Source organism: Pseudomonas sp. RA_5y_Pfl1_P24 (assembly GCF_963970945.1).
GTDB classification, from domain to species: domain Bacteria; phylum Pseudomonadota; class Gammaproteobacteria; order Pseudomonadales; family Pseudomonadaceae; genus Aquipseudomonas; species Aquipseudomonas tritici.
Window position 1 is genome coordinate 385,725 of record NZ_CAXAOJ010000003.1, and the last position, 12,330, is coordinate 398,054.

Sequence of the window (12,330 nt, forward strand, 5' to 3'; positions counted from 1 at the left end):
CTTGCCGCTTGAAACTAGCAGCTTGTCACTGCTCCCCTCTTAGATCGCGCCGCGCTGACGCAACAACTCCAGCACTTGCTTGACGCTGTCTTCCAGCGACAGGGCCTGGGTGTCGATGACCAGATCGGCATTCAACGGCACGTCATACGGGAAGGACTCGCCAGGGATGTTATCCCCACCCGCCGCGTACAGGCCTTGCGGATCACGCTCGGCACACACCAGCGGTGACGCTTGCACGTACACCGTCAGCAGACGGTCATCGCCGATCAGCGCCTTGGCCTGTTCACGGCCTTCGGCATCGGGTGCGACGAACGCGGCCAGGGTCAGCAGGCCCGCTTCGTTGAACTGACGCGCCACGTGAGCGGCACGACGCCAGTTCTCGGTGCGCCCGGCACGGTCCTGCGGCAAACCTTTGTTGAGGTCGTGACGCAGGTTCTGGCCGTCCAGTACAAACACCGCACGGCCCATGTCGAACAGCTTGCGCTCAACTGCGTAGGCCAAGGTGCTCTTGCCGGCGCCGGACAGGCCGCTGAACAAAACGGTGGCCGGCTGCTGGCCGAAGCGCAGGGCACGTTCTTCGGTGGCCACGTGGGCCAGCCTGCCGTGCTGCGACGCGCTGCCGTGAGTGACTGGCGGTGCGATGATCATGCCCGCGGCCACAGTGCCGTTGGTCAAGCGGTCGATGACGATGAACGCACCGGTGGTGCGGTTGCTGTCGTAACCGTCCAGGGCGATGGCCGCGTCGAGGCTGACCTTGACCCGGCCAATCTCGTTCAACTGCAGCGAACTCGCCGGGCCTTCGGCCAAGGTGTTCACATCCACACGGTGCACGATGCTGGTGATGGAACCCGGCACGTAGCTGGTGGCGCGCTTGATGTCGTATTTCTTGCCCGGCAGCATCGGTTCTTCGGCCATCCACACCAGCATGGCGTCGAAAGCGTCGGTCACTTGCGGCACGTTGTCGGCATGTACCAACAGGTCGCCACGGGAAATGTCGATCTCGTCTTCCATGGTCAGCGTCACTGCTTGACCAGGGCCGGCGTGCTCCAACTCCCCTTCAAAGGTGACAATGGATTTGACGCGGCTGCTCTTGCCCGACGGCAGCACCACGACTTCGTCGCCCTTGTGCACGATGCCGCTGGCCAGGGTGCCGGCGAAACCACGGAAGTTCAGGTTCGGACGGTTGACGTACTGCACCGGGAAACGCAGGTCAGTGTAGTTGCGGTCGTTGGCGATCTCGACGGTTTCGAGGATCTCCATCAGCGACTGCCCGGTGTACCAGGGCGAACGCTCGCTCTTGTTGACCACGTTATCGCCTTTGAGCGCCGACATCGGCACAAAGGCCATGGTGCTCGGCTTGAAGGCAATGCCATCGGCAAACTTCAGGTAATCGGCCTTGATCGACTCGAATACGCTTTGGTCAAAGCCATTGATGTCCATCTTGTTGACGGCGATCACGATGTGCTTGATGCCCAGCAACGAGGCGATATAGCTGTGGCGTCGGGTCTGGGTCTGCACGCCGTAGCGGGCGTCGATCAGGATGATCGCCAGGTCACAGGTGGACGCTCCGGTGGCCATGTTGCGGGTGTACTGCTCATGGCCGGGGGTGTCGGCGATGATGAATTTGCGCTTGGCGGTAGAGAAGTAGCGATAGGCAACATCAATGGTGATGCCTTGCTCACGCTCAGCCTGCAGGCCGTCGACCAGCAACGCCAGGTCGATGTCGTCCCCAGTGGTGCCGGACTTCTTCGAATCGCGGGTGATGGCTTCCAGGTGATCTTCGTAGATCATCTTGGAGTCGTGCAGCAGGCGCCCGATCAGGGTGCTCTTGCCGTCGTCGACGTTGCCGCAGGTCAGGAAGCGCAACATTTCCTTGCGCTCGTGCTGGCCCAGGTAAGCGAGGATGTCCTCGCTGATCAAATCAGATTGATGGCTCATTGTGTTTAAGCTCCGAGCTGTAAGCTTCAAGCGGCAAGCTTGTCGGCGTACAGCTAGTCAGAAATTTTGTTGATCAGGCCGCAGAGCATTTTTGAGAGCTCGCGAGTTTCTGTAATCCAGTTATCAGCCAGCGGCTGGGCGATGTAGGCAATGTCACTACCGATGAGAATCTGCGTACGCAACTCTCCATAAGAGGCCTTCGCAATCCAAAGAAAACGGATCTTTTCTTTGTCACTGCAACGCTCCATGCCTTCAGCAATGTTGGAGGGCACTGAAAGCGCTGAGCGGGTAATCTGATCCTTGAAGCCCAGATCCCGGCACTGCGCAAACTCTCGATAGATTCCCACCGCTAAACTCTTGCTTCTCTGCCAAACAACCAACTTCTCGAAATCCATTACGAGTCACTCAATCGCGGCTCGCAACAACCGGCTGCAAGCACCAAGCTACAAAATTACGTATACCGCCCTTAACTTGCAGCTTGGAGCTTGTAACTCGAAGCTTAGAAATACCCCTGCCGTTTTTTATCTTCCATCGAGCCTGCGCCATCGTGGTCGATGACACGGCCCTGGCGCTCGGAAGTTCGCGTCAGGAGCATTTCCTGAATGATGTCCGTCAGCGTCTCGGCTTCGGACTCCACCGCGCCCGTCAATGGGTAGCAGCCAAGGGTACGGAAACGGACTTTCTTTTTGACGATTCGGGCTTTGTCTTCGTCGGACAGGTGTTCGAGGATGCGGTCGTCGTCGATCATGATCAACGTGCCGTTCTTCTCGATCACGTCGCGCTCGGCGGCGAAGTACAGCGGTACGATCGGGATGCCTTCCAGGTAGATGTACTGCCAGATGTCCAGCTCGGTCCAGTTGGACAGCGGGAACACGCGGATGGATTCGCCCTTGTTGACGTTGCCGTTGTAGACGTTCCACAGCTCCGGGCGCTGGTTTTTCGGGTCCCAGCGGTGCTTGCTGTCGCGGAACGAGTACACGCGCTCTTTGGCGCGGGATTTCTCTTCATCGCGACGGGCACCGCCGAATGCTGCGTCGAAACCATGCTTGTCCAGGGCCTGCTTGAGGCCTTCGGTCTTCATGATGTCGGTGTGCTTGGCGCTGCCGTGGGTGAACGGGTTGATGCCCTGCGCCACGCCATCCGGGTTGATGTGGGTGATCAGGTCCAGGCCAAGCTCTTCGACCATTTTGTCGCGGAACTTGTACATTTCCTGGAATTTCCAGCGGGTGTCGACGTGCATCACTGGGAACGGCAGTTTGCCCGGGAAGAAGGCCTTGCGTGCCAGATGCAGCATCACGGCGGAGTCTTTACCGATCGAGTAGAGCATCACCGGGTTGTCGAACTCGGCGGCGACCTCGCGGATGATGTGGATGCTTTCCGCCTCCAGCTGTTTCAGATGCGTCAGTTTGTCGACCATGGTTACTCACGGAAAAACGATCTTGTGGACGGCCAGCGGGCCGTGTTCGAGCGGGGCATGCTAGCACAGCACCTGCTTCTATTCAGGGCGCCAGCTAGATCGAAACGGTATATGAATATGCCCCCAAGTTTGGGCTTCCTGTGGCTGCTGGCTTGCCTGTGATGCAAGCACCGCGGTCAGTCAGGTGAACCGCAGCGATGCGTTCGCAGGTAAGCCTGCGCCCACAGTTTGTCCCGTGGTGAGGCTCAGATCGGGTTAGGGCAATCGATGAAAATATGTTCCAGCGCGAAGCGCCGCGCCAGGTAATCGCCCAGCGCCTGCACACCATAGCGCTCAGTCGCATGGTGGCCGGCGGCGATGAAGCTGATGTCGTTTTCGCGGGCGCTGTGGAAGGTCTGCTCCGAGGCCTCGCCGCTCAGGAACAGGTCGACGCCGACAGCAATCGCGTTGTCGATATAGCCCTGACCACCGCCGGTGCACCAGCCGACGCGGCGGATCATTTCGCTGCCTTCGATCAACAGCGGCTCGCGCCCCATGACTTCTTGCACCCGGCGGGCAAAGTCGCGGGGCAACAGGGGCTCGGCAAGGGAGCCGACCAGGCCGACGACTTTGGGGTTGTCCGGGTCCAGTGGGCCTTCGACGGTGATGTCGAGTTGACGCGCCAACTGCACGTTGTTGCCGACGTCGGGGTGCAGGTCCAGTGGCAGATGGTAGGCCAACAGGCTGATATCGTGCTTGAGCAGCGTCTTCAAGCGGCGCTGTTTCATGCCGGTGATACAAGGGTTTTCGCCTTTCCAGAAATAGCCGTGGTGCACCAGGATCAGGTCGGCCTGGGCTTCAACCGCCGCGTCCAGCAAGGCTTGGCTTGCGGTCACGCCGCTCACGATGCGCATCACCTGCGGGCGGCCCTCGACCTGCAGGCCATTGGGGCAATAATCAGCAATTTTTGCGCTGCCGAGGTAGCGGTCTGCTTCCTCGACGAGGGTGGTAAGGGGGACGGCCATAAAAGACTCCTAAATATCCCGTTCGAAGGCGCTCGCAGCCTCGTATAATGCGCGACATTATGGGCGCTCTCCCGCCCCCTGCAACCTGTCAGGACTTACTTGATGCTCAAGGCGCTGCGTTTTTTTGGATGGCCATTGTTGGCTGGCGTGCTGATCGCGATGCTGATTATTCAGCGTTTCCCCGAGCTGGTGGGTCTACCCAGCCTTGATGTGAACCTGCAACAGGCGCCGCAAACCAACGCGGTGGTGCAAGGTCCGGTGACTTATGCCGATGCGGTGGTTATTGCCGCCCCTGCCGTGGTTAACCTGTACACCACCAAGGTCATCAACAAACCGGCGCACCCACTGTTTGAGGACCCGCAGTTCCGCCGCTATTTCGGTGACAACGGGCCCAAGCAACGCCGCATGGAATCCAGCCTGGGTTCCGGGGTGATCATGAGCCCGGAAGGCTACATCCTTACCAACAACCACGTGACAACCGGCGCCGACCAGATCGTCGTGGCCCTGCGTGACGGCCGTGAAACCCTGGCGCGCGTAGTGGGCAGCGACCCGGAAACCGACCTCGCGGTCCTGAAGATCGATTTGAAAAGCCTGCCCTCCATCACCCTCGGCCGTTCCGACGGCTTGCGAGTAGGTGACGTGGCGCTGGCCATCGGCAACCCGTTCGGGGTGGGCCAGACGGTGACCATGGGCATTATCAGCGCTACCGGGCGTAACCAATTGGGCCTCAACAGCTACGAAGACTTCATCCAGACCGACGCCGCGATCAACCCGGGCAACTCCGGCGGTGCACTGGTGGATGCCAATGGCAACCTGACCGGCATCAACACGGCGATTTTCTCCAAGTCTGGCGGGTCACAGGGCATCGGGTTTGCGATCCCGGTAAAGCTGGCGATGGAAGTGATGAAATCGATCATCGAGCACGGCCAAGTGATTCGCGGCTGGTTGGGGATTGAAGTACAGCCGTTGACCAAGGAGCTGGCCGAATCGTTTGGCTTGACCGGGCGCCCAGGCATTGTGGTCGCCGGGATCTTCCGCGATGGCCCGGCGCAGAAAGCCGGCCTGCATCTGGGCGATGTGATCCTCAGCATCAACGGCGAACCGGCAGGCGATGGCCGCAAGTCGATGAACCAGGTCGCGCGGATCAAGCCGACCGACAAGGTGGCGATCCAGGTCATGCGCAACGGCAAGGAGATCAAGCTACTGGCAGAAATAGGCCTGCGCCCTCCGCCCGCGCCGGTTAAAGAAGAGGAATAAGCCGACTCATACAGGTGTCCGCTAGAGGACACCTGTAAGTTTATGTTTCAAAGCAATCCATTCTCATTGGTCATGTTATATTGTTTCAATATCGCTATTGGAACGCTCTATCATGCCGTCTCGAAAAATCGCGCCCTTGGCTGGCCTGGCCTTAGGCTTGCTGCTCGAACCCGCTTTCGCTGAAGAAAACACCCTGGAACTCGACACCATCAGTGTCACCACCGATGCATATGAATCCGCCACCGGCCCGGTCAACGGCTACCGCGCCACCCGCTCCGCCAGCGCGACAAAAACCGACACTGCCATTCGTGACATCCCACAATCCATCAGCGTGATTCCCGCCACAGTGCTCAACGACCTGGGCAGTAACAACGTGGAACGTGCCTTGGAATTTGCCGGCGGTGTGTCCAAGCAAAACAACTTCGGCGGCCTCACCCTCTACGAATACAGTGTGCGCGGCTTCACCACGTCAGAGTTCTACCAGGACGGCTTCAGCGCCAACCGCGGCTACCCGAGCACACCGGATACGGCCAACATCGAGCGCATTGAAGTACTCAAGGGTCCCGCCGCCAGCCTGTATGGACGTGGCGACCCCGGCGGCACAGTGAATATCGTCACCAAGAAGCCTCAACCGGAAGCCTTCACCACCGTGCAAACCAGCGCCGGCAGTTGGGACCGCTACCGCACCGCCGTGGATGTGAACACCCCGCTGGACAGCGAAGGCAACGTGCTATCGCGGGTCAACCTGGCCGTGGAAGACAACCACAGCTTCCGCGATCACGTGCAGAGCAAGCGGGTATTCGTCGCGCCCTCGTTCAGTTGGCAACTGGACCCGGATACGAGCTTGCTGGTGGAAAGCGAATTCGTCCGCCACAGCTCTACCTTCGACCGCGGCATCGTCGACGCCAGCGGCGTATCGCGCTCCACCTTCCTCGGCGAGCCCAATGATGGCGACATCGACAACCACAACAACCGCATCCAGGCCACGCTGGAACATCACCTCAGCGACGCCTGGAAACTGCGCCTGGCCAGCCACTACAAACAAGGCAGCCTGTGGGGCGACGCTTCGGAAAACCGCACACTGAACCCCGACGGCCACACTATCAACCGCCGCTATCGCGAACGCTCCATGGGTTGGCACGACAGCATTACCCAGCTTGAACTGCGTGGGTTGTTCGACATTGGCAGCTGGCAGCATGAGCTGCTGGTCGGCACTGAATACGAGGACTACCGCAAGAAGGAACGCGTGACGGCTATCGGCGGCAGCGACTATGCCATCGACATCTACAACCCGGTCTACGGCAAGGCCAAACCCAACGGCGTGCGCTCCGGCACCGACTTCTTCGAACAGACCAAAAGCCAGGCACTGAACCTGCAAGACCAGATCATCTTCACCGATCGCTTGCGCGGCATGGTTGGCGCGCGCTTCGAGCATTTCGAACAAAGCACCGACGACTTCACACGCAATCACGCCAAGAGCCGGCAAACCCACGACGCCTTTACCCAACGCGCTGGCCTGCTCTACCAGCTAACGCCCGACGTCGGCGTGTTCGCCAACGCCTCTACCTCGTTCAAACCCAACAGCGGCCTGGATGCCAATGGCAGAACCTTCAAGCCGGAAGAAGGCGTGGGTTATGAAGTGGGGATCAAGAGCGAGCTGTTCGACGACCGCCTCAGCGCCACCCTCGCCGCGTTCCATATCGAAAAGGAAAACGTGCTGGCCCTGGACCCTGCCACCAACCTGAATCGCGCCATGGGCAAAGCGCGCAGCCAGGGCTTTGACCTGCAACTGACCGGGCAAGTGACCGATGCGGTACGGGTGATCGGCGCGTTTGCCTACATCGACGCCCAAGTCACCAAGGGCGACAAAGCCATTCCAGCCGGCAGCCGGATTCTCGGCGTGGCCAAGCGCAGCGGCAGTCTGTTGGGGGTGTATGAGTTTCAGGATGGCGCGTTGCGCGGATCCGATGTGGGTGCAGCGCTTACCTACGTGGGCGATCGTTCCGGCGAAGCAGGTACGCGTTTCGAACTGCCGGCTTACCACACGGTGGATCTGCTGGCCCATTACAAAGCCACGGAGAATGTCACCGTGGGTTTGAACTTAAACAACCTGTTTGATGAGAAGTACTACGAGCGGTCCTACAGCAGCTATTGGATCAATCCGGGTGAGCCGCGCAATCTCACGGTCAGCCTGACCCTCAAGCTGTAAACACAGTAAAAAATGTGGGAGCGCCGGAGCGACGATTCGCGAGCAAGCCCGCTCCCACAGTTTGATGTTCATTCAGCTTAAGTTATAGCGTCGTGGGCGCTCTTTCACACAAGGTATTGAGCGCCTTCGCCCACTGCGGATCATCATTCAGGCACGGCACCAGCACCAACTCTTCGCCCCCAGCCTCGCGGAACTGCTCCAGCCCGCGATCGCCGATCTCTTCCAGCGTCTCGATGCAATCGGCGACAAACGCCGGGCACATCACCAGCAGCTTTTTCACACCTTGCTGGGCCAGGGCTTCCAGGCGGGCTTCGGTGTAGGGTTCGATCCACTTCGCCCGACCCAGGCGCGATTGGAAGGCCACCGACCATTTGCCCTCCGGCAAGCCCAGCCGTTCGGCGAAATCGCGGGCGACGCTGAAGCATTGCGCGCGGTAGCACGTCTGCAGCACCTCAGCCGATGCGTTCTTGCAGCAATCGGCGTCCTTGAAGCAATGCTGGCCCGTCGGGTCGAGCTTGGTCAGATGGCGCTCGGGCAGGCCGTGAAAACTCAGCAGCAGGTGATCGTAATCCTGCTCCACATAGGACCGCACGCTCGCCGCGAGAGCATCAAGGTATTCCGGCTGATCGTAGAACGGCTGCAAGATCGAGAATTGCACGTCCAACTGTTTATCGCGTACAACCCGCTTGGCCTCTTCAATCACAGTGGTCACCGTGCTGTCGGCAAACTGCGGATACAACGGCGCCAAGGTCACTTTGCGGATGCCTTGGGCGGCGAGGCGCGTCAGCACAGTTCCAATGGACGGCTCGCCGTAGCGCATCGCCAACTCCACCGGGCCTTGGGTCCACTGCGTGGTCATCTGCTGTTGCAGACGGCGGCTGAGCACCACCAGCGGCGAGCCCTCGTCCCACCAGATGGAGGCGTAGGCGTGCGCCGACTGCTCGGGGCGCTTGATCAGGATCAGCGACACCAGCAAGCGCCGCACCGGCCACGGCAGGTCGATCACATAAGGGTCCATCAGGAATTGATTGAGGTAGCTGCGCACATCGGCCACCGAAGTGGACTTTGGCGAGCCCAGATTGACCAGTAACAACGCGTGATCCGTCATGCAACATCCTATCTCTAGAGGCGGCTGGACAAGTCGTCCAGAGCCGCGCGCAACTCAGTGAACTGGAAAGTGAAACCAGCGGCCAGTAACCGTTCGGGCACCGCCTTCTGCCCACCCAACAAAAGGCCGGACAACTCGCCCAGGCCCACCTTCAACGCAAAGGCCGGCATCGGCATGAACGCCGGGCGGTGCAGCACCTGGCCCAGGGTTTTCGCAAACTCGCGATTGCGCACCGGGTGTGGCGCGCAGGCATTATAAGGACCGCCGGCGTCAGGCTTGTGCAGAAGAAAATCAATCAGGGCGATTTGATCCTTTATATGGACCCACGGCATCCACTGCCGACCATTACCGATAGGCCCGCCCAGCGCCAGTTTGAAAGGCAGCAACAGCCGCGACAAAAAGCCGCCCTCAGCCGCCAGCACCAGCCCGGTACGTACCAGCACTACGCGAATGCCCAAGGCTTCGGCGCGCTGGGCGGTTTCCTCCCAGGCGATGCACAGCTGGCTGGAGAAATCGTCCTGCACGGGGCCGCTGGCTTCGGTCAATTCGCGTTCACCGCCATCGCCATACCAGCCCACCGCCGAGCCGGAAATCAACACCGCTGGTTTTTGTGCCAGGCCTTCAAGCCACGCCAGCAAGGTTTCGGTGAGGCTGATACGACTGCTCCACAGCAAGGCCTTGCGCTTATGGGTCCAGGGGCGATCGGCGATGGCGGCGCCGGCGAGGTTAATGACCGCATCCACCGGGCCGATAACCTCTTGTAGGCGACCAACCCCCGACACCTGGTCGCCACACGACTTGGCGACCTGGTCCGGATGACGACTCCACACCGTCAGGCGATGGCCCTGTGCAAGCCAGTGTTGGCAGAGTTGGCGGCCGATCAGGCCAGTACCGCCGGTCAGCAAAATGTGCATGGGACGCTCCTCATGTAACGTTCGCCGCCGATCACTGGTCTATTTTATAAGCAGGGATCAATTTGAACGGGCGTAACGTTGGATTAAGCCTCTGGGTTAACCATAGGTCACGCCTAAGAACAGGTAAGCCAAAACTTATACCAAAAAACAATATTGTACAGCTATTGGTGTCGGCGTAGTCTGTACCCAACGGTAAAACGAGGCCTCCCATGACTGTTCCCATCGCGATCATCGGCACCGGCATCGCCGGTCTCTCCGCCGCCCGAGCGTTACAAGACGCGGGGCACGTTGTACAACTCTTCGATAAAAGCCGCGGCAGCGGTGGCCGCATGTCCAGCAAGCGCAGCGATGCCGGTGCCCTGGACATGGGTGCGCAGTACTTCACCGCCCGCGACCGGCGCTTCGTCAACGAAGTCCAGCGCTGGCAAAGTAACGGTTGGGCCGAGCAATGGAAGCCTCAGCTGTACAACTTCAAGTCCGGCCAACTCACACCCTCCCCCGATGAACAGATCCGCTGGGTCGGCACTCCCCGCATGAGCGCGATCACCCGCGCCCTGCTCGACGACCTGCCGGTGGCGTTTGGTTGCCGCATCACCGAAGTGTTCCAGGGCAAACAACACTGGAACCTGTTGGACGCCGACGGCGAGAACCACGGCCCGTTCAGCCACGTGATCATCGCCACCCCGGCTCCGCAAGCCACCGCGCTGCTGGCCGCCGCTCCCAAGCTGGCGAGCGCCGCCGCCGGGGTGAAAATGGACCCGACCTGGGCCATCGCCCTGGCGTTCGACACCCCACTGGATACGCCCATGCAAGGCTGCTTTGTACAAGATAGCCCCCTCGATTGGCTGGCGCGCAACCGCAGCAAACCAGGGCGCGACGCCACACTCGACACCTGGGTATTGCACGCCACCAGTGCCTGGAGCAAGGCCCACCTGGACCTGTCCAGAGAGGCCGTGATCGAGCACCTGCACGGTGCTTTTGCCGAACTGCTGCACAGCGCCATGCCCGCGCCGTCGTTCAGCCTGGCGCACCGCTGGCTCTACGCACGACCATCCAGCAGCCACCAATTCGGCGTGCTGGCTGATGCCGACCTCGGCCTGTATGTGTGTGGCGACTGGTGCCTGTCGGGCCGCGTCGAGGGCGCATGGCTCAGCGGCCAGGAAGCCGCGCGACGCCTGATCGAGCACCTGCAATGAACCGTATCAATCCCGCCAAATTGCTGCTGTCGAAGTGGACAGCAGCACGCCCCCGAAACAAGGAAAAACACTTTCTGGTCACCGAATTGTTTCGCGACGATGAAGGCACCGTACTGGAAATCGAACTGCAAGCCGTCATGACCCGGCGCAGCGAACGCCTGCCCTGGCAAACCCTGCAAGATATCGACGCCTGGAAAATCGGCTGGAAATAGACCGCACGCAAAACTTGTACAAATAATTTGACTTGTACAGCACCGAACCTATGATGAGGTTTAGTTGTACAACATTTTTATCTTGTACAGGAACCTTGCAGAGGGTTGGTTTATGTCCAGCACTACCAAACCGAAGATCGCCATCAGCGCCTGCCTGCTGGGCGAAAACGTGCGCTTCAACGGCGGCCATAAACAATCACTGCTGTGCAGTCAGACCCTCGCTGACTATTTCGACTTTGTGCCGTTGTGCCCTGAAGTGGCGATCGGCCTGGGTATCCCCCGCGAACCGATCCGCCTGGTGGGCGACGCGGCCAATCCGCAAGCCGTCGGCACCGTTAATCGCGCACTGAACGTGACCCAACCGCTGGACGACTACGGCCAGCAAATGGCCGCGGAACACACCGACCTGTGTGGCTACATCTTTATGCAAAAATCGCCGTCCTGTGGCCTGGAGCGGGTCAAGGTGTACCGCGACAACGGCACCCCGGTGGACGGAGGCGGGCGTGGCATCTACGCCCAGGCATTTTGTGCACGCCACCCTAACCTGCCGGTGGAAGAAGACGGTCGGCTGAATGACCCCGTGCTGCGGGAAAACTTCCTGGCCCGTGTATTCGTCTACGCCAGTTGGCAACAACTGCTGGCCGTAGGACTGACCCGCCACCGTTTGCTGGCCTTTCATTCGCGCTACAAATACTTGTTGATGGCCCACAGCCCGGCGCATTACAAAAGCCTTGGCCACCTGCTGGGCAGCATGACCAAGGGCGCCAACCTCGACGAATTGGCCAGCTGTTATTTCAGCGACCTGATGACCGGCCTGAGCAAATGCGCGACCCGTGGCACCCACACAAATGTATTGCAACACATCAGCGGCTACCTCAAGCAGGCCATCAGCGCCGACGATAAGCAGGAAATGCAAACCGTCATCGGCCAATACCGCCACGGTATCGTACCGCTGGTGGTGCCGTTGACCCTGCTAAAGCACCACTTCCGCCAACACCCGGACCGCTACATCGCGCAGCAGGCCTACCTGCAACCGCACCCGGAAAACCTCAGCCTGCGAAATGCGATCTAGACC

The 12,330-nt window shown here is 60.1% G+C and carries 11 protein-coding genes; 5 read left to right on the forward strand and 6 right to left on the reverse strand.

All coding sequences use genetic code 11. The features are described from left to right. Positions 1-39: 39 nt before the first annotated feature. From cysN to AACY30_RS06530, 4 genes are all read right to left on the reverse strand, one after another. Complete coding sequence (gene cysN, locus AACY30_RS06515) at positions 40-1,938, reverse strand: sulfate adenylyltransferase subunit CysN (RefSeq protein ID WP_339468369.1); 1,899 nt, start codon at positions 1,936-1,938, stop codon at positions 40-42. A gap of 53 nt (positions 1,939-1,991) precedes the next feature. Beyond that, complete coding sequence (locus tag AACY30_RS06520) at positions 1,992-2,333, reverse strand: four helix bundle protein (protein WP_339468368.1); 342 nt, start codon at positions 2,331-2,333, stop codon at positions 1,992-1,994. Between the two features lie 104 nt (positions 2,334-2,437). Continuing rightward, the gene (gene cysD, locus AACY30_RS06525) at positions 2,438-3,355 is read right to left on the reverse strand and encodes a sulfate adenylyltransferase subunit CysD (protein ID WP_049710083.1); all 918 of its coding nucleotides are present in this window, start codon (positions 3,353-3,355) and stop codon (positions 2,438-2,440) included. A gap of 245 nt (positions 3,356-3,600) precedes the next feature. Then, entirely contained in the window at positions 3,601-4,359 is a 759-nt protein-coding gene (locus AACY30_RS06530) for a Nif3-like dinuclear metal center hexameric protein (RefSeq protein WP_339540025.1), read from the reverse strand. Between the two features lie 102 nt (positions 4,360-4,461). On the opposite strand from AACY30_RS06530, the gene algW reads away from it, so the two are divergent. After that, positions 4,462-5,616 (forward strand): Do family serine endopeptidase AlgW, encoded by a 1,155-nt coding sequence (algW, locus tag AACY30_RS06535; protein WP_339468366.1) that lies wholly within the window; start codon positions 4,462-4,464, stop codon positions 5,614-5,616. Positions 5,617-5,728: 112 nt separating this feature from the next. Further along, entirely contained in the window at positions 5,729-7,825 is a 2,097-nt protein-coding gene (locus AACY30_RS06540; RefSeq protein WP_339540026.1) for a TonB-dependent siderophore receptor, read from the forward strand. Positions 7,826-7,907: 82 nt separating this feature from the next. On the opposite strand, the gene hemH is transcribed toward AACY30_RS06540, so the two are convergent. Beyond that, complete coding sequence (gene hemH / locus AACY30_RS06545; RefSeq protein WP_339468364.1) at positions 7,908-8,933, reverse strand: ferrochelatase; 1,026 nt, start codon at positions 8,931-8,933, stop codon at positions 7,908-7,910. A gap of 14 nt (positions 8,934-8,947) precedes the next feature. Then, positions 8,948-9,847 (reverse strand): TIGR01777 family oxidoreductase, encoded by a 900-nt coding sequence (locus tag AACY30_RS06550; protein ID WP_339540027.1) that lies wholly within the window; start codon positions 9,845-9,847, stop codon positions 8,948-8,950. Between the two features lie 209 nt (positions 9,848-10,056). Between AACY30_RS06550 and AACY30_RS06555 the strand changes: the two genes are divergently transcribed. The 3 genes from AACY30_RS06555 to AACY30_RS06565 all read left to right on the forward strand — a co-directional run bounded on the left by AACY30_RS06555 (position 10,057) and on the right by AACY30_RS06565 (position 12,327). Further along, positions 10,057-11,043, forward strand: coding sequence for an NAD(P)/FAD-dependent oxidoreductase (locus tag AACY30_RS06555; RefSeq protein WP_339540028.1), 987 nt, complete (start codon positions 10,057-10,059; stop codon positions 11,041-11,043). After that, complete coding sequence (locus tag AACY30_RS06560; protein ID WP_049710090.1) at positions 11,040-11,255, forward strand: TIGR02450 family Trp-rich protein; 216 nt, start codon at positions 11,040-11,042, stop codon at positions 11,253-11,255. Before AACY30_RS06555 ends, AACY30_RS06560 begins: the two co-directional genes overlap by 4 nt. 112 nt (positions 11,256-11,367) lie before the next feature. Beyond that, entirely contained in the window at positions 11,368-12,327 is a 960-nt protein-coding gene (locus tag AACY30_RS06565; protein WP_339468362.1) for a YbgA family protein, read from the forward strand. The last annotated feature ends 3 nt before the right edge of the window (positions 12,328-12,330 follow it).

What these genes read in the sequence shown, in the direction of transcription:
- cysN (WP_339468369.1), bottom strand. Translation starts at nt 1,938, where the DNA reads ATGAGCCATCAATCTGATTTGATCAGCGAGGACATCCTCGCTTACCTG.
- AACY30_RS06520 (WP_339468368.1), bottom strand. Translation starts at nt 2,333, where the DNA reads ATGGATTTCGAGAAGTTGGTTGTTTGGCAGAGAAGCAAGAGTTTAGCG.
- cysD (WP_049710083.1), bottom strand. Translation starts at nt 3,355, where the DNA reads ATGGTCGACAAACTGACGCATCTGAAACAGCTGGAGGCGGAAAGCATC.
- AACY30_RS06530 (WP_339540025.1), bottom strand. Translation starts at nt 4,359, where the DNA reads ATGGCCGTCCCCCTTACCACCCTCGTCGAGGAAGCAGACCGCTACCTC.
- algW (WP_339468366.1), top strand. Translation starts at nt 4,462, where the DNA reads ATGCTCAAGGCGCTGCGTTTTTTTGGATGGCCATTGTTGGCTGGCGTG.
- AACY30_RS06540 (WP_339540026.1), top strand. Translation starts at nt 5,729, where the DNA reads ATGCCGTCTCGAAAAATCGCGCCCTTGGCTGGCCTGGCCTTAGGCTTG.
- hemH (WP_339468364.1), bottom strand. Translation starts at nt 8,933, where the DNA reads ATGACGGATCACGCGTTGTTACTGGTCAATCTGGGCTCGCCAAAGTCC.
- AACY30_RS06550 (WP_339540027.1), bottom strand. Translation starts at nt 9,847, where the DNA reads ATGCACATTTTGCTGACCGGCGGTACTGGCCTGATCGGCCGCCAACTC.
- AACY30_RS06555 (WP_339540028.1), top strand. Translation starts at nt 10,057, where the DNA reads ATGACTGTTCCCATCGCGATCATCGGCACCGGCATCGCCGGTCTCTCC.
- AACY30_RS06560 (WP_049710090.1), top strand. Translation starts at nt 11,040, where the DNA reads ATGAACCGTATCAATCCCGCCAAATTGCTGCTGTCGAAGTGGACAGCA.
- AACY30_RS06565 (WP_339468362.1), top strand. Translation starts at nt 11,368, where the DNA reads ATGTCCAGCACTACCAAACCGAAGATCGCCATCAGCGCCTGCCTGCTG.